This window comes from Sphingobium sp. TKS, assembly GCF_001563265.1.
Classification (GTDB): domain Bacteria; phylum Pseudomonadota; class Alphaproteobacteria; order Sphingomonadales; family Sphingomonadaceae; genus Sphingobium.
The window spans coordinates 2,355,759-2,378,109 of record NZ_CP005083.1 but is presented as its reverse complement, the minus strand read 5'-3'; the positions used below and the strand labels follow the sequence as shown (position 1 = coordinate 2,378,109).

General features: G+C 61.6%; 24 protein-coding genes. 11 read left to right on the top strand and 13 right to left on the bottom strand.

From position 1 onward, the window contains the following. Positions 1 to 50 precede the first annotated feature (50 nt). Positions 51 to 1,409 carry a M20/M25/M40 family metallo-hydrolase gene (locus tag K426_RS11950; RefSeq protein WP_066557300.1) on the bottom strand — a complete coding sequence of 453 codons (1,359 nt, stop codon included), beginning with the start codon at positions 1,407 to 1,409 and terminating at the stop codon, positions 51 to 53. A gap of 192 nt (positions 1,410 to 1,601) precedes the next feature. Here K426_RS11950 and K426_RS11945 point away from each other — a divergent pair, with 192 nt between their 5' ends. Both K426_RS11945 and trmFO read left to right on the top strand, forming a co-directional pair. Then, entirely contained in the window at positions 1,602 to 2,903 is a 1,302-nt protein-coding gene (locus K426_RS11945; RefSeq protein WP_066557298.1) for a dicarboxylate/amino acid:cation symporter, read from the top strand. Between the two features lie 60 nt (positions 2,904 to 2,963). Next, positions 2,964 to 4,301: a methylenetetrahydrofolate--tRNA-(uracil(54)-C(5))-methyltransferase (FADH(2)-oxidizing) TrmFO gene (trmFO, locus tag K426_RS11940; RefSeq protein ID WP_066557296.1), complete on the top strand. Its 1,338-nt coding sequence runs from the start codon at positions 2,964 to 2,966 to the stop codon at positions 4,299 to 4,301. A gap of 3 nt (positions 4,302 to 4,304) precedes the next feature. On the opposite strand, the gene K426_RS11935 is transcribed toward trmFO, so the two are convergent. After that, entirely contained in the window at positions 4,305 to 4,769 is a 465-nt protein-coding gene (locus tag K426_RS11935) for an EF-hand domain-containing protein (protein ID WP_066557294.1), read from the bottom strand. Positions 4,770 to 4,780: 11 nt separating this feature from the next. After that, complete coding sequence (locus tag K426_RS11930) at positions 4,781 to 5,422, bottom strand: hypothetical protein (RefSeq protein WP_066557290.1); 642 nt, start codon at positions 5,420 to 5,422, stop codon at positions 4,781 to 4,783. Positions 5,423 to 5,569: 147 nt separating this feature from the next. On the opposite strand from K426_RS11930, the gene K426_RS11925 reads away from it, so the two are divergent. From K426_RS11925 to K426_RS11915, 3 genes are read left to right on the top strand one after another with little or no spacing between them, the layout of a single operon-like run. Then, a complete protein-coding gene (locus K426_RS11925; protein WP_066557289.1) occupies positions 5,570 to 7,159 on the top strand; it encodes a TadE/TadG family type IV pilus assembly protein in 1,590 nt (529 codons plus the stop codon). Then, the gene (locus tag K426_RS11920) at positions 7,156 to 7,752 is read left to right on the top strand and encodes a TadE/TadG family type IV pilus assembly protein (protein WP_066557287.1); all 597 of its coding nucleotides are present in this window, start codon (positions 7,156 to 7,158) and stop codon (positions 7,750 to 7,752) included. Before K426_RS11925 ends, K426_RS11920 begins: the two co-directional genes overlap by 4 nt. 2 nt (positions 7,753 to 7,754) lie before the next feature. Next, positions 7,755 to 8,435, top strand: a complete 681-nt coding sequence (locus K426_RS11915; RefSeq protein ID WP_066557285.1) for a TadE/TadG family type IV pilus assembly protein — start codon at positions 7,755 to 7,757, stop codon at positions 8,433 to 8,435. Between the two features lie 62 nt (positions 8,436 to 8,497). Here K426_RS11915 and K426_RS11910 read toward each other — a convergent pair whose 3' ends face one another. The 4 genes from K426_RS11910 to eno all read right to left on the bottom strand — a co-directional run bounded on the left by K426_RS11910 (position 8,498) and on the right by eno (position 12,708). Further along, positions 8,498 to 9,853, bottom strand: a complete 1,356-nt coding sequence (locus tag K426_RS11910; protein WP_066557283.1) for a pyruvate dehydrogenase complex E1 component subunit beta — start codon at positions 9,851 to 9,853, stop codon at positions 8,498 to 8,500. Further along, a complete protein-coding gene (gene pdhA / locus K426_RS11905) occupies positions 9,853 to 10,920 on the bottom strand; it encodes a pyruvate dehydrogenase (acetyl-transferring) E1 component subunit alpha (protein ID WP_066557282.1) in 1,068 nt (355 codons plus the stop codon). The genes K426_RS11910 and pdhA overlap by 1 nt, the downstream gene beginning before the upstream one ends. Positions 10,921 to 11,044: 124 nt before the next feature. Further along, positions 11,045 to 11,356 (bottom strand): FtsB family cell division protein, encoded by a 312-nt coding sequence (locus K426_RS11900; RefSeq protein ID WP_066557279.1) that lies wholly within the window; start codon positions 11,354 to 11,356, stop codon positions 11,045 to 11,047. A 77-nt stretch (positions 11,357 to 11,433) separates the two neighbouring features. Next, complete coding sequence (eno, locus tag K426_RS11895; RefSeq protein WP_066557277.1) at positions 11,434 to 12,708, bottom strand: phosphopyruvate hydratase; 1,275 nt, start codon at positions 12,706 to 12,708, stop codon at positions 11,434 to 11,436. A gap of 230 nt (positions 12,709 to 12,938) precedes the next feature. Here eno and K426_RS11890 point away from each other — a divergent pair, with 230 nt between their 5' ends. The 5 genes from K426_RS11890 to K426_RS11870 all read left to right on the top strand — a co-directional run bounded on the left by K426_RS11890 (position 12,939) and on the right by K426_RS11870 (position 15,220). Then, the gene (locus K426_RS11890; RefSeq protein WP_066557276.1) at positions 12,939 to 13,559 is read left to right on the top strand and encodes a hypothetical protein; all 621 of its coding nucleotides are present in this window, start codon (positions 12,939 to 12,941) and stop codon (positions 13,557 to 13,559) included. A 56-nt stretch (positions 13,560 to 13,615) separates the two neighbouring features. Next, positions 13,616 to 13,972, top strand: coding sequence for a phage holin family protein (locus tag K426_RS11885; RefSeq protein WP_066557275.1), 357 nt, complete (start codon positions 13,616 to 13,618; stop codon positions 13,970 to 13,972). Then, positions 13,969 to 14,292 carry a hypothetical protein gene (locus K426_RS11880; protein WP_066557263.1) on the top strand — a complete coding sequence of 108 codons (324 nt, stop codon included), beginning with the start codon at positions 13,969 to 13,971 and terminating at the stop codon, positions 14,290 to 14,292. The genes K426_RS11885 and K426_RS11880 overlap by 4 nt, the downstream gene beginning before the upstream one ends. Next, positions 14,285 to 14,893, top strand: coding sequence for a hypothetical protein (locus K426_RS11875; RefSeq protein WP_066561709.1), 609 nt, complete (start codon positions 14,285 to 14,287; stop codon positions 14,891 to 14,893). Before K426_RS11880 ends, K426_RS11875 begins: the two co-directional genes overlap by 8 nt. A gap of 105 nt (positions 14,894 to 14,998) precedes the next feature. Continuing rightward, on the top strand, positions 14,999 to 15,220 hold the full coding sequence (locus K426_RS11870) for a DUF4170 domain-containing protein (RefSeq protein WP_066557253.1): 222 nt from the start codon (positions 14,999 to 15,001) through the stop codon (positions 15,218 to 15,220). Positions 15,221 to 15,233: 13 nt separating this feature from the next. On the opposite strand, the gene K426_RS11865 is transcribed toward K426_RS11870, so the two are convergent. The 6 genes from K426_RS11865 to carA form a co-directional block, all read right to left on the bottom strand. Beyond that, a complete protein-coding gene (locus K426_RS11865; protein ID WP_066557246.1) occupies positions 15,234 to 15,887 on the bottom strand; it encodes a rhomboid family intramembrane serine protease in 654 nt (217 codons plus the stop codon). A 5-nt stretch (positions 15,888 to 15,892) separates the two neighbouring features. Continuing rightward, positions 15,893 to 16,369: a transcription elongation factor GreA gene (gene greA / locus K426_RS11860; RefSeq protein WP_066557239.1), complete on the bottom strand. Its 477-nt coding sequence runs from the start codon at positions 16,367 to 16,369 to the stop codon at positions 15,893 to 15,895. Positions 16,370 to 16,450: 81 nt separating this feature from the next. Beyond that, the gene (carB, locus tag K426_RS11855) at positions 16,451 to 19,786 is read right to left on the bottom strand and encodes a carbamoyl-phosphate synthase large subunit (RefSeq protein WP_066557237.1); all 3,336 of its coding nucleotides are present in this window, start codon (positions 19,784 to 19,786) and stop codon (positions 16,451 to 16,453) included. Further along, complete coding sequence (locus K426_RS11850; RefSeq protein ID WP_066557234.1) at positions 19,786 to 20,022, bottom strand: hypothetical protein; 237 nt, start codon at positions 20,020 to 20,022, stop codon at positions 19,786 to 19,788. The genes carB and K426_RS11850 overlap by 1 nt, the downstream gene beginning before the upstream one ends. An 89-nt stretch (positions 20,023 to 20,111) precedes the next feature. Beyond that, positions 20,112 to 20,480, bottom strand: coding sequence for a ribonuclease E inhibitor RraB (locus tag K426_RS11845; protein WP_066557233.1), 369 nt, complete (start codon positions 20,478 to 20,480; stop codon positions 20,112 to 20,114). Then, on the bottom strand, positions 20,477 to 21,640 hold the full coding sequence (gene carA / locus K426_RS11840; RefSeq protein ID WP_066561707.1) for a glutamine-hydrolyzing carbamoyl-phosphate synthase small subunit: 1,164 nt from the start codon (positions 21,638 to 21,640) through the stop codon (positions 20,477 to 20,479). Before carA ends, K426_RS11845 begins: the two co-directional genes overlap by 4 nt. A 154-nt stretch (positions 21,641 to 21,794) precedes the next feature. Here carA and K426_RS11835 point away from each other — a divergent pair, with 154 nt between their 5' ends. Beyond that, positions 21,795 to 22,247, top strand: coding sequence for a GatB/YqeY domain-containing protein (locus tag K426_RS11835; protein WP_066557231.1), 453 nt, complete (start codon positions 21,795 to 21,797; stop codon positions 22,245 to 22,247). Positions 22,248 to 22,351: the final 104 nt, after the last annotated feature.

The following is a 22,351-nucleotide window of genomic DNA, read 5'->3' as shown; positions in this document are numbered from 1 at the left end:
CTCCCAAAAAGCCGTGCTCCTGCCTGGGCAGGAGCACGGAGCGCTGGCAATTATTCCGCCAGCGCTTTTATCACCCGCTCCCACTGATCGAGCGCGTCGGCTATTCCCGCCACCGGAACGCGTTCGTCCAGTCCATGGGCAAAGCCGTCCTCGCCCCGCTGGAATAGGCTGGACACGCCATAGCTCGGCACTCCCAGCGCCCGAAAATAGAGGCTGTCCGTCGCCCCCGCCGACATAGATGGGATGACGGGAATATTCGGATAGCGCGCCGCGACCGCCGCCGTCACCGCCTTCATCACATCCTCGCGCAAGGGCGACGCGTCGCTCGCCTTGAGATCGTCGAGCGTGGTGATCGCCGCGCCGGGATCGTCGATCGCCTGGGTGAGTTCCGCCTTCACCACATCAATGGCTATGCCCGGAAAGATGCGGCAGTTGACATCGACCTTCGCGCTTTGCGGCAAAGCGTTGAGCGCATGCCCAGCCTGCGCCATGGTCGCCACGCAGGTCGTCCGCACCTGCCCGACAAATTCGGGATATTCGGATAGCAAATCGGCCGCCTTCCTGTCCCCCGTCTCCGCATAGCGCCGCATCGCCGCGCCCACCGCGCCGCCGATGCGATCGGCCGACAATGACAGCGAAGCCTTGGTCAGTTCGTTGCGCATCGGCGCGAAGCGATAGGCCGCGATCCGATCGATCGCGCGCGCCAGCCGATAGATGGGATTGCCGGGCGTCGGCGCGCCGCTATGGCCGCCGGCATCGGTAAAGGCGATCTCGAAATCGGCATAAGTCTTTTCGCCCGCCTGCAACTGATACAGAACGGGCTGGCCAGCCTCATCCAACAGGCCGCCGCCGCCATCGCCGTTCAGCAGCAGTTCGGCGTCCCTATATTTCTCCGCCAACGCCCGCGTCGTGCGCATATGGGTTTCCTCGTCGCCTGACAGCAGCAAGGTGACGGTCCGCCGCAGTCGCCAGCATTCCTTCTTCAGCCCAGCCATCGTCGCCACCATCATGGCGACGTCATATTTATTGTCCTCCGCCCCCCGGCCGAAAATATAGCCATTCTCCTCCACCGGCGTGAACGGATCGCGTGTCCAGTCCGCCGGATTGGCCGCCACCACATCCATATGGCCGATCATCAGCAGGGGCTTGAGATGGGGATCGCTGCCCCGGACGGTCGCGGCCAATGTCGCCGTTTCGCCTATCGGCGTGATCTCCAGATCGGTCGTCGCAAAGCCCGCCTGCCGCAACACCGACGCATAATAAGCAGCGAGGCGGGGAACCTGCCCCTCACCCGCCACCGTCCGGAAGGCAATCGACTTCATCAGCACCGCCTTGGCCAGCGCCGGATCGCCCGCCGCCGACGCCCCCTGCGGCAAGGACAGGGCCATCAGAACCGGCCACCACTTCATCAAATCGCATCTCCATGCTGGATTTCGCCATTCCATGTGGCATAGCGGATCGCGGCGGCCAATCCGTTTGGCTGTTAAGCTGCGGAAAGAGGGCGTCCTTATCCGCGTTCACCCCCATAAAGAATTGCTTGCGCGCATTTGGCAGGGTCGCTCCCCATATCGCGCGCCGGTCGCCCGAAGGAATGTGAGCCCATGGCCATCAACTATCGCAGTTTCGGATTTCAGGTTCTTGCCGGCATGGCCGTCGGCCTGTTGCTTGGCCTGCTGGCGCGATCCATCGGTTCGGGGCCGGACGGCGATCTCAACTGGCTGGCGACAGCGCTCAAGACCACGGGGTCGATCTTCGTTTCGCTGCTGAAGGCCGTGGTCCCGCCGCTGGTGTTCGCGGCGATCGTCGCCTCCATCGCCAATCTGCGCGCCCTCGACAATGCAGCGCGGTTGGCCGGACAAACCCTCCTCTGGTTCGCTATCACGGCGCTGATCGCCGTCGTCATCGGCCTTGCCATCGGGTTGATCGTCCAGCCGGGTTCCGGCTTGCACGGACAGGCCTTGGCCGTGGGAAAGCCCGATTCCATTGGAGGCTGGCTCGATTTCCTGAAAGGCCTGGTCCCCAGCAACAGCTTCGCCCTGTCCGCCAGCACCAAGATCACGGATACGGGGGCGACCACCAGCTTGTCCTTCAATATCCTGCAATTGCTGGTCGTTTCCATCGCCATCGGCCTCGCGACGCTGAAGGTGGGAGAGAAGGCCGAACCGTTCCTGGCTTTCGTCCGTTCGCTGCTCGCCGTGGTGCGCGCGATCCTGGGCTGGATCATCCGCCTGACGCCCATCGGCTCGGCCGCTCTTATCGGCAGCGCCATCGCCACCTATGGCTGGAGCGCGCTAGCCCAACTCGGCAGCTTCGCAGGGGCGGTATATCTCGGCCTCGCCATTGTCCTGCTCGTCGTCTATCCGCTGCTGCTGGCCGCCAATGGCCTGAAACCCCTGCCCTTCTTCGCCAAGGCGTGGCCCGCCATCCAGCTTGGCTTCGTCTCGCGATCCTCGGTCGGCACCCTGCCCGTCACCGAGACCGTAACGGAGCGTATGGGCGTGGAAAAGGGCTATGCCGCCTTCGCCATTCCACTGGCCTCCACCACCAAGATGGACGGCTGCGCCTCCATCTATCCGGCGCTTGCAGCGATATTCGTGGCCGGCTTTTACGGCATCCCCCTCCATGCGGCGGACTATGCGCTGATCGTCTTCGTGTCGGTCGTCGGATCGGCGGCGACGGCAGGCCTGACGGGCGCCATAGTCATGTTGACGCTGACGCTTTCCACGCTCGGCCTACCGCTCGAGGGAGCGGGCCTGCTGCTCGCCATCGATCCGATCCTCGACATGGGCCGCACCGCCGTCAATGTCGCGGGCCAGGTGCTGGTCGCTACCATCGTCGCCAAGCGGGAAGAAATCTTGGACGAAGCTGCCTATTATGGCGGGACGGAACTGGCCCCGGCCTGAGCAGCGCCCCCCTCTGAACAACGGTTGACCTGCGGCGCGGAGGGGACCATGGGTCGCCGCATGCATCAGGTTCATATCATCGGCGGCGGGCTTGCGGGCACGGAAGCGGCATGGCAGTTGGCGCAGGCCGGCGTGAAGGTCCGCCTGTCGGAAATGCGCGGCAGCGGCGACATGACGCCCGCGCACCAGACCGAGGGTCTTGCTGAACTGGTCTGTTCCAACAGCTTCCGCTCCGACGATCCGGACAAGAATGCCGTGGGGCTGCTGCATCAGGAAATGCGGCGGCTTGGCTCGCTCATCATGGCGCAGGCGGAACCGGCCAAGGTGCCCGCCGGATCGGCGCTGGCGGTCGATCGCCATATCTTTTCCGATGGCGTCACCCGAACATTGGCCGAACATTCCAATGTCGAGATCGTGCGTGAACGCATCGACGCGCTGCCCACCGAGGGTATGACCATCGTCGCCACCGGACCGCTGACCGCACCCGCGCTCGCCGCCAGCATCGGCCAGGCGGCGGGGATCGATCATCTCGCCTTTTTCGACGCCATTGCGCCGGTCGTGCATTTCGACAGCATAGACATGGACAAATGCTGGATGGCCAATCGCTGGGACAAGATCGGCCCCGGCGGCGGCGAGGGCAAGGATTATATCAACTGCCCCATGAACAAGGAGCAGTATCAGGCCTTCGTCCAGGGACTGCTCGACGGCGAAAAGACCGAGTTCAAGGAGTGGGAAAAGGACACGCCCTATTTCGAAGGCTGCATGCCGATCGAGGTGATGGCGTCACGCGGCCCCGAAACGCTGCGCCATGGGCCGATGAAGCCGATGGGCCTGGACGATCCACGCACCGGCCGCTGGCCCTATGCCGTGGTGCAGCTTCGGCAGGACAATGCGGCGGGCACGCTGTGGAACATGGTCGGCTTCCAGACCAAGCTGAAGCATGGCGCGCAGGCCGAACTGCTCCGGACCATCCCAGGCTTAGAAAAGGCGGAGTTCGCGCGGCTGGGTGGGCTGCATCGCAACACCTTCATCCAGAGCCCCAAGCTGCTCGACGCCACGCTGCGCCTCAAAAGCGCGCCGCACATCCGCTTCGCCGGGCAGGTGACGGGCTGCGAGGGCTATGTCGAGAGCGCGGCCATCGGCCTGCTTGCTGGGCGTTTCGCTGCGGCGGAGATTTTGGGCCGGCCGCTCGCGCCGCTGCCGCCCGAAACGGCGCTGGGCGCGCTGCTGAGCCATGTCATCGGCAATGTCGAGACGGCGGATTATCAGCCGATGAACGTCAATTTCGGCCTGTTCCCGCCACTGGCAGATGTCAAGAAAAAGCAGCGCAAGGAAGCCATGACCGCCCGCGCCCGCGCCGCTTTGGGCCAATGGCTGGGCGAGCTTCAGCCCGCCTGACGCTTAGCATTTGCACTTCGGCGCGGCCGTGCGTTTGGGCGCGGTCGTCGCGAATTCGGCAGGGGTCAGCTTGCCGTCGCCATTGCCGTCGGCCTTGGCGAAACGGTCCGACGTGGTCACGGCCCACTCCTCGAAGGAGAGGAGATTGTCGTTGTTCTTGTCGAGCGCCTTGAACGCCTTCACCCGGCTGCCCATCATCTCGATCCGGGTGATGACGCCATCGCGATTGCGGTCATAGCGGCCGAAACGCTTCTCTTCACGGCTCTGCGGCGAGGCCTCGCCGGGCATTGGCGGCGCATCGCCCGTGGCGTCCGGGTCGCCTTCGGGCAGCGCCTCGACGGCAGGCGGCGGCGGTGATCCGATCAGCGGCTGAGGCACGGCCTCATTGCTTGCGCGCCCCTGCCACCAGAACAGCCCGCCGGCCGTCAACAACAGCGCGGCCATCGCGCCCGCCAGAACTCGCCCCACTTTTAATCCCCCTAACGTCCCGTCAGCGCGACACGCACCAATCTCAGATACAGCGCAGGGGTCAATCCCGCCGGTGCGCAACGGCCCATTTTAATGTCATGGCGCGCGAGATGATAAGCGATGCGCAACGTGCGCCATTCCTTGGGCCAGGCTGGCTTCTCCCGCAACATATGCCCCCGCGCCATTTCGATCGCCCGGCCGGCGATGACCCGATCGTCGATATGACCCGACAAATCCCACAGCGCCCAGGCCGCTCCCGCCTGGACGAGCCACGTCGGAATATCGTCCCGCCCCGCCAAGGCACGAAACAGGCCACTGCCCCGTCCCTCCGCATAAGCGTGGAGATCGATCTCCCCGATCAGGGCTTCCCATCCATCAAGCCATTGAGAAAGCCCACATGGCGACCCCGCGCCCAGCTTCCGCATCGCGTCGATCAGCGGTTCGCCCTGCCCTTTCACGCCGTTGTCGTCGGTTAGCGCGTCATTCCACCACGCTAAACGCATCTGTCCGATCATCGGCTCGCTGGTCGTCGCCACCAACCGCGCGAACCGCGCATCGAGCGCCCAGATGAGCCGATGGCGCGCAACGTCCGGCCCGGCATAGGCGCTCAACAGCGAAGCGAGTGGGGAGAGATCGTCCTGCGCCACAACCATTAGCATATATCCATGGGAATAGTTTTTGCCGAAATTATCAGCTTTTTAACCTCAGTGGACATAGTGATCCTGGCAATTGCCCCTTCATGGGCATGGGGCTGCCCTGCCTGAAATGGGGGTGCGGGGCAAGTAAAGGCAGAGCGGATTATGGGCGATCGGATCAAGCGCGCGCTGTTCATTCAGACGCGGCTTTACCACAATCAGGCGGGCAATACGCTGGCGATCGTGGCTGCGGCGATGATTCCGTTAACAGGCATGGCTGGCGCCGCTGTGGATTTCAGCCGAGCCTATCTCGTAAAGGCACGTATGCAGCAGGCTTGCGATGCTGGCGCGCTGGCTGGACGGCGGTCGATGAGCGGGACCATATTGACGAGTGCCGACAAGCAACAAGCCCTCAACTATTTCAACTTTAACTTCCCTAATCAGTTGATGGGGTCTGCGGTCATGTCCACGACGGACGCCAATGCCGCCAATCGCGTTACGACTGCGCTGGACAACGGCCAGCTTCGGATGGAAGCCACCACGACTGTCCCGACCACCCTGCTGCGGGTCGTCGGGATCACTGAAATGCGCGTAAACGCCGAATGCCTGGCGGAAGAATATTACGTCAATACTGATCTGATGCTTGTTCTCGATACGACCGGCTCGATGAACTGTTATATGTCCAATGCGCTTAGCTGCGCCCAGGAGACAGAAAAACCTGTGAGCGGGACAAATAAGTCCAAAATGCGAGAAATGCGGGATGCGCTAAAGACCCTATATTCCAATTTGCGTCCCGCCCAAGTAGCGCTCGAAGGAAAAAATCTTCGTATGAGGATCGGGTTCCTGCAATTTTCCAGCACGGTGAATGTCGGCAAACTGATCCGCGCCGAAAATACAGCCTATGTTCGTTCATCCTATCAGTATCGAAACAGCAGCGGAACATTGAAAACGGCGACCGACTGGCCGAATTATTCATCGACCTGGCTCGACAATAGCTGGCAAGGATGCATCGAGGAACGCGGCACATCCACTGCACTTACGGCAACCAGCACCACCATACCGGCTGACGCGTGGGATCTCGACATCGCGAAAATCCCTGACAGTGACGCCACCCGCTGGGCACCCTATGACTATGAGGCAATGAGCGGCTCCAGTCGTATCAGCGAAGAATCCATGGGTTCAGTTACGGGTTCTAACTTCTACAAAGCCGCCTGCCCAAAGCCTGCTGTCCACATGAAGGCATGGGCCAGCCAAAGCGAGTTCGACGCGCAGGTCGATACGATCGTAACAGGCGACGGCGCGACCTATCACGACCTCGGCATCATCTGGGGTCTTAGGATGATAGCTAACAACGGCATCTTCGGATATCGCAATCCGGATAAATTCAACAACGTGAAGGTCCGCCGCACCATAGTCTTCATGACCGATGGTGAGATGTCGCCATTCCGAGATGCGTACAGCGCTTATGGCGTAGCTAAATATGCAGGGCGAACAGCGTCGACCGGTACGCTAGATACACCTCTGGAAGCCATTCACACGCAACGCTTCAAGCTGATGTGCGCAAAGGCGAAGTCCGATCCCTATTATGTCGATATATGGGTCATCGGGGTCTTATCCGGCCAAACCATGAATTCGGATATTGCGTCCTGCGCGTCCAACAGCAGCCAGGCCATTTCCGTCAGTAACGCTACCGACCTTGCCAATGCATTCAAGCGGATATCGGACAAGGTGGGCAATTTGAGGCTGGGCGCATGATCTCCGCCTCCCTCAAGCAACTCGCGAAAAATCGCGACGGCGTAACCATTGTGGAATTCGCCGTCGTTGCAGCGCCACTAATCTTCATGATCTTAGGGGCGCTCGATCTTGCATATCAGGCTTATGCAACCGCCGTCGTTCAGGGTACTGCGAACGCAGCCGCTCGAAAGGTGACGCTGGAAAACGCCGCGGCCGCCACCGTCGAAACCTATGTTCGAGGGCGGCTGGCTAGCATTGCGAGCGGTTCCAATGTGCAGATAGGCTCTTCGAATTTTCTGACCTATAACAAGATCGGCAAGCCCGAAAAGCTGACGACCGACGTCAATTCGAACGGCCTTTACGACAAGAGCGGGCCCGACTGCTTCATCGACGATAATCGCAACAATAGTTATGACATCGCCAGCCAGGGCGCATCGGGCATCGGCACAGCCGAAGATGTCGTCCGTTATCAGATCACCGTCACCTACAACCGCCTTTCGCCTATTCCGCAACTCTTGGGCATGGGCAATTTGGTGACGATTTCCCGGACGACTTTCATGCGCAACGAACCCTATGCCGGCATTGTCGATCCCCCCGTGAAATGCGGAGTTTGAGCATGTTTGCCACGCGGCATATCGATAAATTCGAACGCGTACTCCCGATGCCTCTACGCCAGCTTCGCGCAAATCAAAAAGGGCTGGCCCTGATCGAGTTTGCCTATGCGTTGCCGTTTCTCATCCTGCTCACCTTCGGAGGAACGGAGCTTGCGAACATCGCCATTACGCATGCACGGATAAGCGCCATTACCAGCATGGCGGCTGATGGCGTGGCGCGCGTCAGGGATCGAATTGACGAAAACGACATCAACGACGTCATCATTGGCGCAAAATATGCTGCGGATTCACTTGATCTGACATCCCGGGGTCGGATCATCATATCTACCGTGGAAGACAATGCGTCAACCTCGACTCCCCTCACCGACCAGGTGATCACATGGCAACGCTGCAAAGGAATAAAGAGTGTCGCCGCAGCTCAGACCATCGGAACGGAAGGTCAGGTGTTGACCACCGGCATGGGCGCAGCAGGTAGTCAGATTTCAGCAACGCCGGGCAACCCGGTGGTAGTCGTGGAAATTTTCTACGACTATAAGCCGATCATGTCGAACATGTTCTTCGGCCCGATCACCATCCACTACTCATCGGCCTTTTCGGTGCGCGATCGCACAATTCAGAGCCTTCAAAACGCTCAAAACCTATCTGGTACGGCAAAGTCGACCTGCAACTATTATTCGGCCTGACCCTCATGGATAGCCTTTGCAAAAGGGGGGCGGCCCATTTTGCGCCGCCCGCCTCCTTCTTCTTACCTATAACAAACCCTCTTCACCGCCTCGACCACACGCGCGGCGTCGATCAGGGCTGCTTTTTCGAGGTTGGCCGCATAGGGCAGTGGCACATCCTCATTGGTCACGCGCAGCACCGGCGCGTCGAGGTCGTCAAAGCCCTGCTCCATGACCACAGCAGCGATTTCCGATGCGATCGAGCAAACCGGCCAGCCTTCTTCGACTACCACCAGGCGATTGGTCTTCTTGAGGCTCTCCAGAACCGTCGCCGTGTCGAGCGGACGCAGCGTGCGCAAGTCGATGACTTCCGCGTCAATGCCTTCGGCCGCCAGCTTTTCGGCCGCCTCCAGCGCGACGCCGACGCCGATCGAATAGCTGACCAGCGTCACGGCCTTGCCCTCGCGGACGATGCGCGCCTTGCCGATCGGCAGGACATAATCGTCAACCTTGGGCACATCGAAGCTGCGGCCGTAGACCAGTTCGTTCTCAAGGAACACGACCGGATCGTCCGAACGGATCGCGGCTTTCAGCAAGCCCTTGGCGTCGGCCGAGTCATAGGGCGCGATCACGATCAGGCCCGGAACCGCCGCATACCAGGGACCATAGTTTTGGCTATGCTGCGCGGCAACGCGGCTCGCGGCGCCATTGGGACCGCGGAACACGATCGGGCAGCGCATCTGGCCGCCGGACATATAATTGGTCTTGGCCGCCGAGTTGATGATGTGGTCGATCGCCTGCATCGCGAAGTTGAAGGTCATGAACTCGACGATCGGCTTCAAACCGCCCATCGCCGCGCCCGCACCGATGCCGGCAAAGCCATATTCGGTGATCGGCGTGTCGATGACGCGCTTGTCGCCAAATTCTTCCAGCAGCCCCTGGGTCACCTTGTAGGCGCCCTGATATTCGGCCACCTCTTCGCCCATGACAAAGACGCGCTCGTCACGGCGCATTTCCTCCGCCATGGCATCGCGCAGCGCTTCGCGCACGGTCGTCTTCACATAGTCCGTGCCTTCGGGCAGGGCCGGGTCCTTGACCGTCGCCTTGACCTCGACCGGCTTCTTCGGCTCAGGCGCCGCTTCGACCTTTGCAGGCGCTTCCGCCTTGGCAGCCGGAGCAGGAGCGACCGCCTCACCACCCTCACCCGCCATCGTCGCGATGACGGTGCCGACTTTCACGCCTTCGGTGCCCTCGGCTATCATGATCTGGCCGATCTTGCCTTCGTCGACGGCTTCGAATTCCATCGTCGCCTTGTCGGTCTCGATCTCGGCCAATATGTCGCCCGAGCGGACCTCGTCACCTTCCTTCACCAGCCATTTCGCCAGCGTGCCTTCCTCCATGGTCGGGGAAAGCGCCGGCATCTTGATTTCGATACCCATTAATATTGCTCCACCAGCACGTCTGTATAAAGCTCGTGCAGTTCCGGTTCGGGAGAGGTTTCAGCGAAATCCGCGGCGTCGCTGACGATTTTGCGGATATCCTGATCGATCTTCTTGAACTCGTCTTCGGAAACGCCGACATCGGCCAGATATTTCTTGACGCCCTCGATCGGGTCGGACTTGTCGCGCATCGATTGCACTTCCTCGCGCGACCGGTATTTGGCCGGGTCGGACATGGAATGGCCGCGATAGCGGTAGGTCTTCATTTCGAGCAGGATCGGACCATTGCCGCCCTGCACCCATTTGAGCGCTTCCTCGGTCGCACCGCGCACGGCGAGCACATCCATGCCGTTCACCTGAATGCCCGGAATGCGGAAGCTCTCGCCCCGGCGGTAAAGCTGGTCTTCCGCCGATGAGCGGTTGACGCTGGTGCCCATGGCGTACTGGTTGTTCTCGATCACGAAGATGATCGGCAGCTTCCACAGCTCGGCCATGTTGAAGCTTTCGTAGACCTGGCCCTGGTTGGCCGCGCCGTCACCGAAATAGGCGACGCACACGCCGCCGTCATTGTTATACTTATGCGCAAAGCCCAGACCCGCGCCCAGCGACACCTGCGCGCCGACGATGCCGTGGCCGCCGAAGAATTTATGCTCGACGCTGAACATGTGCATCGAGCCGCCCTTGCCGCGGGAGATTCCCGCTTCACGACCGGTCAGTTCCGCCATGATGACATTGGGATCGATGCCATAGGCCAACATGTGGCCGTGGTCGCGATAGCCGGTGATGACGCTGTCCTTGCCGGGCTTGAGCGCCGACTGGATGCCCACGGCAACCGCTTCCTGACCGATGTAGAGGTGACAGAAGCCACCGATCAGGCCAAGGCCGTAAAGCTGACCCGCCTTTTCCTCGAAACGGCGAATGAGGACCATCTGCCGGTAGAATTCCAGCAGCTCTTCCTTGGTGGCCTTATAATCTTTGGGAGCGTCGGGGCGAGGCCGGTTATGGTCCGCGCCAGCCGGACTGGCTGCCTTTGCGCGTGACGGACGCGGCGTTGTTGGTTTCGCCAAGGCTTTTATCCTTTTGCGTGGGTGAGGATGGAAGGAAGGCCGGTATAGCGGCAGTCCGCCTCTAAATGCAACGCGGCATGGAGCCTCGAAACGCAGCAAAAGCGATCAATCAGCCCCCTGAAGATCAGTTCAGTGGAACGATCACTTCATCATGATGGACGACGCCCAGCTCGCGCCGGATCAGTTCGTCGGAAAGGTCGGGGTCGACGCGCCGGGGATTGAGCAAATCCACCCGGTTCTTAAGCTCTTGCCGATGAGTCTGAATTTGCTTCAACTCAGCCTGCGCATGATGAAGCTGGCGCTTATAATCGCCCCAGGCCAGAACGCCGTTGGAGCCCAGCACCACATAGCCGGCGAAGAAAAGAAGAAGAAGAACCGCAATCGCCGGCCCGAAGGCCGAAAAAAGCAACATGCGGAGTTTCGCGATATGCGCCATGGACCAGTTGAATCACAGGGACGGGCCGGCCGCAAGCAAAATTTATTGCCCTTGCGGCCGACCGTCGAAAAATTGACTTAGCGGAAGATCGAACGGCCCGCGTAAAGGGCAATGTCGCCCAGCTCTTCTTCGATACGGATAAGCTGGTTATACTTGGCAAGCCGGTCGGAGCGGGCAAGCGACCCGGTCTTGATCTGGCCGCAATTGGTGGCGACGGCGAGATCCGCGATGGTCGCGTCCTCGGTTTCGCCCGAACGATGCGACATGACGGCGGTGTAGCGCGCACGGTGGGCCATGTCGACGGCCGCCAGCGTTTCGGTCAGCGAGCCGATCTGGTTCACCTTGACCAGCAGCGAATTGGCGAGCCCCTTACCGATGCCCATTTCCAAGCGCTTGGGGTTGGTCACGAACAGGTCGTCACCGACCAGTTGGACCTTGGCGCCGATCTTGTCGGTCAGCGCCTTCCAGCCTTCGAAATCATCCTCGCTCATGCCGTCCTCGATCGACTTGATCGGATAGTCCGCGCAAAGAGCGGCAAGATAATCGGCCATTTCGACGGGGCTAAGCGACAGGCCTTCGCCCGAAATTTCATATTTGCCGTTCTTGAAGAATTCGGTCGCCGCGCAGTCCAGCGCCAGCACGACATCGTCACCCGGCTTGTAACCGGCCTTCTCGACCGACAGCATGATGAAGTCGAGCGCGTCGCGGGTGGAGGCGATGTTCGGCGCGAAACCGCCCTCATCCCCGACCGAGGTCGCCAGCCCCTTGTCGTGCAGGCCCCTCTTCAACGTATGGAAGATTTCCGAACCGATACGAACCGCGTCAGCGATGCTCTCGGCGCCGACCGGCATGATCATAAATTCCTGGAAGTCGATCGGATTGTCGGCATGCTCGCCGCCGTTGATGATGTTCATCATCGGCACCGGCAGGACATGCGCGTTGACGCCGCCGACATAGCGATAGAGCGGCAGGCCGCGCGCATCGGCGGCGGCCTTGGCCACGGCCAGGCTGACGCCCAGGATCGCGTTGGCGCCCAGGTTCGACTTGTTCTCCGTGCCGTCGAGCGCGATCATCGCAGCGTCGACTTCGGCCTGGTCCTCGGCATCCAGGCCGATGATCTGCTCGGCAATCTGGTCGTTGACGGCAGCGACAGCCGTCAGGACGCCCTTGCCGAGATATTTGCTCTTGTCACCGTCGCGCTTCTCGACCGCTTCATAGGCGCCGGTGGAAGCGCCCGACGGCACGGCGGCGCGTCCGAAGCTGCCATCTTCCAGCATCACGTCGACTTCGACGGTCGGATTGCCGCGGCTGTCCAGAATCTGGCGGGCGTGAATATCGAGAATGGCGGTCATGGATCGCTCCTTGGAGTGGCGCTGGGTCGCTTTTCGCGCCTCGCTTAGCTACCACCTTCCCGATTGGCAATGCGGGGGCTTGCAAGGACTCGAAAAATGCCGATGCTCAAAATAGTAACGGCAACGGAACTGTGGGCGGTGGCGAAGCATTAGAAGCAAAGCCGCCCACCCCCTTCGCAATTTGACCCCACTTCGCAATTCGACCGTATTTCAAAGGGAGACATAGGACGATGGCCGACACCCCGGAAACCCCGCCCGTCAAGCGCGCCAGAAAAGCCAGCCCGGCCAAGACCGCCAAGGCCAAGCCGGCCAAGGCCGCCTCCTCCGGTACGCTTGTGAAGGCCGCGCCCGTCAAGACCGCCGCCACCCGCAAGGCAGCCGCTCCCAAGACTGCTGGCAATGGCGCCGCCGCGCATGGCTGGACCGCGCAGATCGCACCGATCAAGGCGCAAGCCGAAAAGGCGGCGAAGGCAGCCGCCGACAAGATCAACGCCGTCGACTGGAAAGCGCATATCGACCCGATCAAGGATCAGGCCTCCAAGACCGCCAAGTCGGCGGCCGGCGTCGCCAAGGACAAGACCGGATCGGCCATGCAGAGCTTGGCCAAGCTGATTTCCGATACGGCCGGCACGGTCGATGCCAAGCTTGGCCCTCAATATGGCGATTATGCCCGCCAGGCGGCAGAATCGGTAGCCGGTGCTGCAAAGACGCTGGATAGCAAGGATGTCGATCAGTTGATGACCGAAGCGCGCGATTTCGTGCGAAAAAGCCCTGCCGTGGCGATCGGCGCGGCTGCGGTGGTCGGCTTCGTGCTGATGCGGCTTGCCAAGGGTTCCGACGAAGACGCCTGAGCACGTCCTACGCAAGTGACGGACGATAAGGCCCCGGCGCCGGGGCGGAGGAAGTTTTGACGCAAGAGCCCCTGCAGACCGAGGCACAGGACGAGTCCGTCCGGGATGTTTTCACGCGTCTATACGCCGACGGGCGCGCCTATGCGGAAGCGGAAGTCGAACGGCAGAAACTGCGCGCAGGCATTGTCGGCGCGGGGTTGCGCAACGCAGTGATTTTCGCGGCGGTGGGCATCATGCTCATCTTTGCCGCGATCGTCGCCTGCCTTGTGGGCTTCATCCTGGCGCTAGCGCCCCATCTGGGAACGGGCTGGGCGACCTGCGCCGTGTTCGGCGGTGCCCTGATCGTCGCATTGCTGTTGTTGCTGATCGCCAAGGGCCGGATCGACCGGATGAAGAAGGCGGTGAAGTCATGAAACGGGAAGAAGCCTATCGCGACGCGGTGGCGCGGGCGGATGCCCGCAGGACTGCCTTCATGTCCAGCGCCCTTGCCGCCAAGGCGCGCATCACGCCTGCGCGGCTGAAGCAGGACGCGAAGGGCAAGGCGACTGAAACCCTTCTGGACGGCACCGCCTACGCCGCCGCGAAGGTCCGGCAACGGCCGGCCGCAACGGCGGCAGCGATCGGCGCATTGGCGCTGTATTTGCTGCGCCGTCCGCTTGGGACCCTTTTCCAGCGGATATACGTTCGGATAAGGAACCGCACAGAAGAGACTCCGGAGACTGATGATGGCTGATATCCGCGCTCAAATCACCCGCGCCCGCGAGGCAGCGAACGACATCGCTGAAACCGCATCAGGCAAGTTCCGCGATACGGCAGACCGGGCCATGGAAGGCGCCGGTGGCCTGATCCAGACGAGCCGCGAGCGGGCCGGCGATGCGCGCGACAAGGCCAACGCCGCCTATGCCGATGCGCGGGAACGCTCCCAGCGCGTTGCGGCGCGCGCCAATGAGATCGTTCAGGAACATCCCATAGCAGCCGTAGCCGGAGCCGTGGCGGCGGGCGCGGTCATCGCATGGATGTTCCCCAAGAGCCGCGCTGCGATGAAAGCTTTGCCCGGTATTGCCTCAAGCGCGAGCGCAAAAATGCTGGAGACCGCGCTCGCTGCCAAGGCAGTGGCGGCGGAAAGCGCGGAAAGCCTGAAATCAAGCACGGGCGACGCGCTGAACAATGCCGCCGAGGGAACGAAAGAGGCAGTCATTTCGGCTCGGGATGCGGTGGCTTCCGCCGGTCTGGGAGGGAAGACCTCTCGCCTCGCGGACGATGTGATCGCGCTGGTCGCGGCCAAGGTCGAGGCGATCAGCGACGCATTGAAAGCGCGGTTGCCAAAAGCTTAATCGCTTCATCGCCAAAAGCATGCTGATCTGGCCGCCTGCCCCCTTGGACGGGTGCGGGCGGCCTGCTAGGGTATATGTTCACCGTATAGGAGAACATAAGATACCATGAGCAAGCTGCACCTTGTGATGGGTGGTCGCGTCAAAAATCCCCAGACGCTCGAATTCGAAGATTTGAACTCCATCGAGCTGGTCGGGGTTTATCCCGATTATGCCACGGCGGAAAATGCCTGGCGCGGCGCGGCGCAACGGACGGTCGACGACGCGGAGATGCGCTATGTGATCGTGCATCTGCACCGTCTGCTGGAACCGGAACTGCCGACCGGATAAGGACGTTGATCGTTCAGGACAGGGGCTGAGGACGCTTGCGGAAACGCCAGCGGAGCAGCGGGCGCGTCAGCACCAGCCCCACCAGGAAGCCGCCAATATGCGCGGCAATGGCGATCTGGCCCAGATCGCCAAATCCTCCAGCCAGGCCAATCATCAACTGGATCGCGATCCAGCTTGCCGCCAGCCAGAGCGCGCGCACCAGGTTGGCCGAAAACGGACCGATCCGCCGGACATTCTGCTGGCTGTAAAGCAGCGCATAAGTCGCGATGATCGCGGAAATCGCGCCGCTCGCTCCCACCATCGGATTGGTCGAGTGCGGGTCTACCGCCCATTGCAGCGCTGTCGCCCCATAAGCACCCGCCACGTACAGAGCCAGCGTGGCGCCCTTGTCCAGCACATGTTCCACCTGCCGTCCGCAAAAGACGAACATGAACAGGTTGAAGGCGATGTGCAGCCAGTTTGCGTGAACCAGCGTGCAACTGAGCGGCGTCAGCCAGACCGGCACCGCTGTCATTCCGGCGAGCAGAGCGCCATCCTCCACCCGTGCAGGGATGAAGCCCGCGATGATCGCGGCATTGTCGACCTGCCCGGTCAGATAGATCAACAGGAACGCGACGAAGGTGATCGCAGCGATCCCGTTGGTCATGCGGCCAGCAGGCAGCTTCATGGATTTCAGATGAAATCGATCTTGTCGACCAGGTAGAATTTGTCGCCCGACGGGACCGACACTTCGACCTCTTCACCGATCTGACGGCCGATCAGCGCACGGCCGATCGGGCTGTTATAGCTGATCATACCGACCTTGGCATCCGCCTCGGCCTGCCCCACGATCTGATATTTCACCGGCTTTTCATCTTCATCGAGCAAGGTGACGGTCGCGCCGAACACGATCTTGTCACCCGAAAGCGTGGTGGGATCGATGATCTGGGCACGCGACAGCTTGTCTTCCAGGTCAGCGATCGTCGCTTCGACCTGGCCCTGCCGTTCCTTTGCCGCATGATATTCGGCGTTTTCGGAGAGGTCTCCATGTGCGCGCGCTTCTTCGATGGCGTCCACGATCAGGGGCCGTTCGGCCTTCAACTCGCGGAGCTGCGTATTGAGCTTGTCATAGCCCATTTGCAGCATCGGCATCTTCTCGACGGTCGCCATTATTGCAAATCCTTCGTCAAAACTTCCCTTTGGCGGCCCCCACCATGGAGCCACCCGCAGCGTGCTTCCTTATGCAGGGGATCAGGCTTGCGACAGGGGATAATAGGACTGGAGCGATCGCACTTCAAGGGCATGGCCCCGAAGAGCCTCGATCGCGTTCGCCGCCGCGACGCTGGCCGCCGCCGTGGTGAAGCTGGAGACCTTGGCGCGCAACGCGCTGGTACGGATCGCCTTGCTGTCCTTGAGCGACTGCCAGCCCTCGGTCGTGTTGAAGATCAGGTCGACGTCGCCGTCGGTGATCTTGTCGACGATGTGCGGACGGCCTTCCGCCACCTTGTTCACCAATTGTACGGCGACGCCCTGCTCTTCCAGATAGCGGGCGGTGCCGCCGGTCGCGATGATGGTGAAGCCAAGCGCCGCCATCTTCTGGACGGCGGGCAGGATCACCGGCTTGTCGCTGTCCTTGACCGACACGAACACCGTGCCGCTCTTGGGCAGAACGGTGCCCGCGCCGAGCTGCGCCTTGGCGAAGGCCGTCGCGAAATCGCTGTCGATGCCCATGACTTCGCCGGTGCTCTTCATTTCCGGCGACAATACGGGGTCGACACCGGCAAAGCGCGCGAAGGGGAATACCGCCTCCTTGACCGCGATATGCGAAATCGCGTTGCGGTCGATCTTCGGCAGATCCTTGAGCTTCTCGCCAGCCATGACCCGCGAGGCGATCTTGGCGATGGGCGTGCCGATCGCCTTGGCGACGAAGGGCACGGTGCGGCTGGCGCGCGGGTTGACCTCGATCAGATAGACCACACCGTCCTTGACCGCGAACTGGATGTTCATGAGGCCGCGCACCGACAGGGCATGAGCCAGCACTTCGGTCTGGCGCTCGATTTCCGCGATCACCTCGTCTGACAGGCTATAGGGCGGCAGCGAGCAGGCGCTGTCGCCCGAATGGACGCCCGCCTCTTCAATATGCTGGAGCACGCCGGCGACCACGACATCTTCGCCGTCGCACAGGGCATCCACGTCGACCTCGACCGCATCGCGCAGATATTGGTCGATCAACACCGGCGAGTCGCCCGACACCTGAACGGCGGTGGCGATATATTCCTCAAGCTGGGCCTGGCCGTCGACGATCTCCATGGCGCGGCCGCCAAGGACGTAGGACGGGCGCATCAGCACCGGATAACCGATGCGGTTGGCGACCGCGATCGCCTCCTCGCGGCTGCGGGCGATGCCGTTGGCGGGTTGCTTGAGCTTGAGCTTGTCGATCAGCGCGGCGAACCGTTCGCGGTCTTCGGCAAGATCGATGGCGTCTGGCGAGGTGCCCAGGATCGGGATTCCCGCATCCTCCAGCGCCTGCGCCAGCTTGAGCGGCGTCTGGCCGCCGAACTGGACGATGACCCCGGCCAGCGTGCCATTCGACATTTCGACGTTCAGGATTTCAAGGACGTCTTCGGCGGTCAGCGGCTCGAAATAGAGGCGGTCGGACGTGTCATAGTCGGTCGACACCGTTTCCGGGTTGCAGTTGATCATGATCGTCTCATAGCCGACTTCGCTGAGCGCGAAGCAGGCGTGGACGCAGCAATAGTCGAACTCGATGCCCTGCCCGATGCGGTTGGGACCGCCGCCAAGGATCACGACCTTCTTGCGGTCGCTGGGCTGCGCCTCATTCTCGGCCTGCCCGAAGATCGGGGCTTCGTAGGTCGAGTACATGTAAGGCGTCTTCGCCTCGAACTCGGCGGCGCAGGTATCGATGCGCTTGAAGACCGGACGCACGCCGAGCTTGTGGCGCAGGCTCCGCACTTCGTCCTCGGTGACGCCGCCGGTCATGGCCTTGACCGCTTCGTGGATCAGGCCCGAACCACGGGCAATGCCGCGCTCCATGCCGCGCAGATTGGCGGACTTGAGCGCAAGGTAAGCAAGGCGCTTGTCGGAGAAGCCCATGGCCTTGAGGCGACGCATGCCATCCGCATCCTGCGGCAGGCCGTTGCTGAGGATTTCCGCTTCGGCGTCGACGATTTCCTTGATCCGCTCCAGGAACCAGGGGTCGAACTTGGCGATATTGTGGATTTCCGCGACGCTCAGCCCTTCGCGCAGAGCCTGCGCGGCGACCAGCAGGCGATCCGGGGTCGGCTGGGCGAGCGCGGCGACGATGTCATCCTTGGGCGCACCGACCAGATGCTCCACCTCATTGAAGCCGCACAGGCCGGTTTCCAGACCGCGCAGCGCCTTCTGCATCGATTCATGGATGTTGCGACCGATGGCCATCACCTCACCCACCGACTTCATCGCGGTGCCGAGCAGCGGCTCGCTCCCCTTGAACTTCTCAAAGGCGAAGCGCGGAATCTTGGTCACGACATAGTCGATGGTCGGCTCGAAGCTGGCGGGCGTCGCGCCGGTAATGTCATTCTCGATCTCGTCCAGCGTGTAGCCGACGGCCAGCTTCGCCGCGACCTTGGCGATCGGGAAGCCGGTCGCCTTCGACGCCAGCGCCGAGGAACGGGAGACGCGCGGGTTCATCTCGATGACGATCAGGCGGCCATCCTTCGGATTGACTGCGAACTGTACGTTGGAACCACCTGTTTCCACGCCGATTTCACGCAACACCGCGATGCTCGCGTTGCGCATGATCTGATATTCCTTGTCGGTCAGCGTCAGCGCGGGCGCGACCGTGATGGAGTCGCCGGTATGGACGCCCATCGGGTCGACATTCTCGATCGAGCAGATGATGATGGCATTGTCGTTGCGGTCCCGCACGACCTCCATCTCATATTCTTTCCAGCCCAGCAGCGATTCTTCGATCAGCACTTCGGTGGTGGGCGAAGCATCCAGCCCCTCCATCACGATCCGCTTGAACTCTTCCCTGTTGTAGGCGACGCCGCCGCCGGTGCCGCCGAGCGTGAAGCTGGGGCGGATGATCGAGGGAAGGCCGGTGAACTCCAGCGCCTCCAGCGCCTCCTCCATGCTGTGCGCGATGCGTGAGCGGGCAGATTCCAAGCCGATCTTGTCCATCGCGTCGCGGAACTTCAGACGATCCTCGGCCTTGTCGATGGCTTCGGCGTCGGCGCCGATCATCTTGACGCCGAACTTCTCCAGCGTGCCGTCGTTGAACAACGCCAGCGCCGTGTTGAGCGCCGTCTGGCCGCCCATAGTCGGCAGCACCGCGTCCGGGCGCTCCTTCTCGATGATCTTCGCCACGATTTCGGGCGTGATCGGCTCGACATAGGTCGCGTCGGCAAATTCCGGGTCGGTCATGATAGTGGCCGGGTTGGAATTCACCAGGATGATGCGATAGCCCTCTTCCTTGAGCGCCTTCACCGCCTGCGTACCCGAATAGTCGAACTCGCAAGCCTGGCCGATGATGATCGGGCCGGCGCCGATGATGAGGATGGAGGAGATGTCGGTTCTTTTGGGCATTATTGCTCTTGTCCCGGTTGCTCGATCGAAGCGAAAGTAAGATGGCCGTCCTCGGATTTCTTAACCCAGCATTTTTCGCCCAATTTTTGAAGCGATCCGCTCGGTTTCAGTGCGAGGTCTGATTTGATTGCGTTCAAGGCCTGCTCAGTCACTTTGCAATGCTCAGCTATCTCGGCGCTTGTCGGATTGTCCGAACATGCCATCAACAACATGAGCGACAACAAAGCTTTTACCATGCGTCCTCTCCGAACCGTTGGGACAGATAAAAGCAGTCCTACGGCCCAAGGGGGTGTTCGAGTTGATATTTTAACTTGATTCATTGCGGTCAATGCACCGCCCCCGTCCGGGCCTCGCAACCCCAGCCGTCATATTCGACGCCGCAGAGGATTTCGATCTGGAGACACTTCTTCGTCAGTGCGCGGATGGAGGCTTCATCGACCGCCTGCTCGGTTTCGAGGAACAGGTAGAGATCGCCCTCCTCATCCTCTTCGCGGTCGAGTTCGACAAAGCCGAACTGGCTGGCGATCGTCAGCACGCGCTCGAAATCCTTTTCGCTCCCGCGGAAGCTGACATCGACGGGCCGCGGAATGCGCGGCTTGTCGCCATTCTCGGCCAGATTGGCGAGAACGGCCTTGTCCGCCTCCCACTCCGCTTCGAGCCGGGCGGGATCAACCGGAGGCAGGTTGAGGCTCACTTCAGCCCCTCGACGAAGCGCTGGAACAGATAGAAGCTGTCCTGCGGGCCGGGCGAGGCTTCGGGGTGATACTGGACCGAAAAGGCTTTTTTATCCGTCAGTTCGATGCCGCAGTTGCTACCGTCGAAGAGCGACACATGGGTCGGCTTCACATTGGCGGGCAGCGTGTCGGCATCGACCGCGAAGCCGTGGTTCATAGAGGTGATCTCGACCAGACCGTCGGACAGGCGCTTGACCGGATGGTTGGCGCCGCGATGGCCCTGATGCATCTTGATCGTCCTGGCGCCAGCGGCAATCGCCAGCATCTGGTGGCCAAGGCAGATGCCGAAGATCGGCTTTTCCGCGTCCAGCAGCTTGCGGATCACCGGCACGGCATATGCGCCGGTCGCGGCCGGATCGCCGGGGCCGTTGGAGAGGAACACGCCGTCGGGCTGCTGCTCCATCACCTGCTCGTAGCTGGCGGTGGCGGGCAGCACGGTGACGCGGGCGCCCGCCTTCACCAGATTGCGGAAGATATTGTTCTTCGCGCCATAATCGAGGGCGACGACATGGGGGCGCTCTTCACCCGCTTCATCGAGACCGTAGCCGAAGCCCAGCTTCCAGACGCCGTCTTTCCAGAGGCGGCTTTCCTTGCCCGACACTTCGATGGCGAGGTCCATGCCTTCGAGGCCCGGCCACGACGCAGCCTTGGCGGCGAGGGCTTCGAGGTCGAACCGGCCTTCGGGATCATGGGCGATCACGACATTGGGCGCGCCCTTCACACGGATCATGCGGGTCAGCGCGCGGGTATCGACCCCGGCAAGGCCAATGCGGCCCTTTTCCTTCATCCACTGGTCGAAGGGTTCGACATTGCGGAAATTGCTCGGCTCGGTCACATCCTGACGCACCACGCAGCCCAGCGCGTGGGGGGCGTCCGCCTCCACGTCATCCAGATTCGTGCCGACATTGCCGATGTGCGGGAAGGTGAAGGTGACGATCTGGCCCGCATAGCTGGGGTCGGTCATCACTTCCTGATAGCCGGTCATCGCCGTGTTGAAGCAAAGCTCGCCCACCGCATCGCCGGTCGCACCGAAACCGCGGCCGAACACCACGGAGCCATCGGCAAAAACCAATACCCCTGTCGCTCCTTTGGGCACAATGAGGGTCTTGGCGTCAGCCATGGTCATATCGTCCTTTTATGCTTTTGCTAAGAACCCGTCTCAAGCGGGTTAAACGGCCGGTCACCTATGCGCGTGAGGCCGTCGGGTCAACTCCTGTTAAAAATCTCTTTTGGCGTTATATCTGATCCTTTCCCAACGAACAGGACTCATTCGCATGATTCGCGACGCTGTTAAGAGTGCCCAGGTCACTGCCATGAAAGCCGGGGAGAAGGATCGGCTGGCCGCCGTGCGCCTGATCCTCGCGAAGCTGAAGGACCGGGATATCGAGCTGCGTACCGCTTCGAATGTGCCGGATGACGATGTGGTCGTGGTCGAAGTGCTGCAGAAGATGGCCAAGCAGCGGCGCGAATCCATCGAGATGTTCAAGAATGGCGGGCGCGATGAGCTGGCCGCGAAGGAACAGGCCGAACTTGACGTGATCGAAAGCTTCCTGCCGCAGCAGCTCAGCGAGGATGAGACCAGGGCCGCGATCGAAGGGATAAAGGCTGAAGTGGGCGCGGCGAGCGTCAAGGATATGGGCAAGGTAATGGCTGTGCTGAAGGAACGGCATGGGTCGGTGATCGACATGAGCAAGGCCAGCGGGCTGGTGAAGGCGGCTCTGACCTGATCTGCGGAGCGGACGGCATTCTTCCTTGCCCCGCCTCCGTTCAGGCCAGCCTCCGTTCAGGGAAGCAGGCGCCCGCTCGACATTAGCATGGGTTCCGGCATAAT

Bases quoted from the DNA above. Each gene is read 5' to 3' on its own strand.
- K426_RS11925 (WP_066557289.1), top strand. From the start codon at position 5,570: ATGGGCGATCGGATCAAGCGCGCGCTGTTCATTCAGACGCGGCTTTAC.
- greA (WP_066557239.1), bottom strand. From the start codon at position 16,369: ATGGCGACCGTCGAGAAGATGCCGATGCTGCAAATGGGCTATGACAAG.
- K426_RS11900 (WP_066557279.1), bottom strand. From the start codon at position 11,356: ATGGCGCATATCGCGAAACTCCGCATGTTGCTTTTTTCGGCCTTCGGG.
- K426_RS11865 (WP_066557246.1), bottom strand. From the start codon at position 15,887: ATGAAGCTGCCTGCTGGCCGCATGACCAACGGGATCGCTGCGATCACC.
- K426_RS11910 (WP_066557283.1), bottom strand. From the start codon at position 9,853: ATGGGTATCGAAATCAAGATGCCGGCGCTTTCCCCGACCATGGAGGAA.
- K426_RS11870 (WP_066557253.1), top strand. From the start codon at position 14,999: ATGAGCAAGCTGCACCTTGTGATGGGTGGTCGCGTCAAAAATCCCCAG.
- K426_RS11890 (WP_066557276.1), top strand. From the start codon at position 12,939: ATGGCCGACACCCCGGAAACCCCGCCCGTCAAGCGCGCCAGAAAAGCC.
- trmFO (WP_066557296.1), top strand. From the start codon at position 2,964: ATGCATCAGGTTCATATCATCGGCGGCGGGCTTGCGGGCACGGAAGCG.
- K426_RS11945 (WP_066557298.1), top strand. From the start codon at position 1,602: ATGGCCATCAACTATCGCAGTTTCGGATTTCAGGTTCTTGCCGGCATG.
- K426_RS11835 (WP_066557231.1), top strand. From the start codon at position 21,795: ATGATTCGCGACGCTGTTAAGAGTGCCCAGGTCACTGCCATGAAAGCC.
- K426_RS11850 (WP_066557234.1), bottom strand. From the start codon at position 20,022: ATGGTAAAAGCTTTGTTGTCGCTCATGTTGTTGATGGCATGTTCGGAC.
- carB (WP_066557237.1), bottom strand. From the start codon at position 19,786: ATGCCCAAAAGAACCGACATCTCCTCCATCCTCATCATCGGCGCCGGC.
- K426_RS11880 (WP_066557263.1), top strand. From the start codon at position 13,969: ATGAAACGGGAAGAAGCCTATCGCGACGCGGTGGCGCGGGCGGATGCC.
- carA (WP_066561707.1), bottom strand. From the start codon at position 21,640: ATGGCTGACGCCAAGACCCTCATTGTGCCCAAAGGAGCGACAGGGGTA.
- K426_RS11915 (WP_066557285.1), top strand. From the start codon at position 7,755: ATGTTTGCCACGCGGCATATCGATAAATTCGAACGCGTACTCCCGATG.
- K426_RS11930 (WP_066557290.1), bottom strand. From the start codon at position 5,422: ATGGTTGTGGCGCAGGACGATCTCTCCCCACTCGCTTCGCTGTTGAGC.
- K426_RS11950 (WP_066557300.1), bottom strand. From the start codon at position 1,409: ATGAAGTGGTGGCCGGTTCTGATGGCCCTGTCCTTGCCGCAGGGGGCG.
- eno (WP_066557277.1), bottom strand. From the start codon at position 12,708: ATGACCGCCATTCTCGATATTCACGCCCGCCAGATTCTGGACAGCCGC.
- K426_RS11875 (WP_066561709.1), top strand. From the start codon at position 14,285: ATGGCTGATATCCGCGCTCAAATCACCCGCGCCCGCGAGGCAGCGAAC.
- K426_RS11920 (WP_066557287.1), top strand. From the start codon at position 7,156: ATGATCTCCGCCTCCCTCAAGCAACTCGCGAAAAATCGCGACGGCGTA.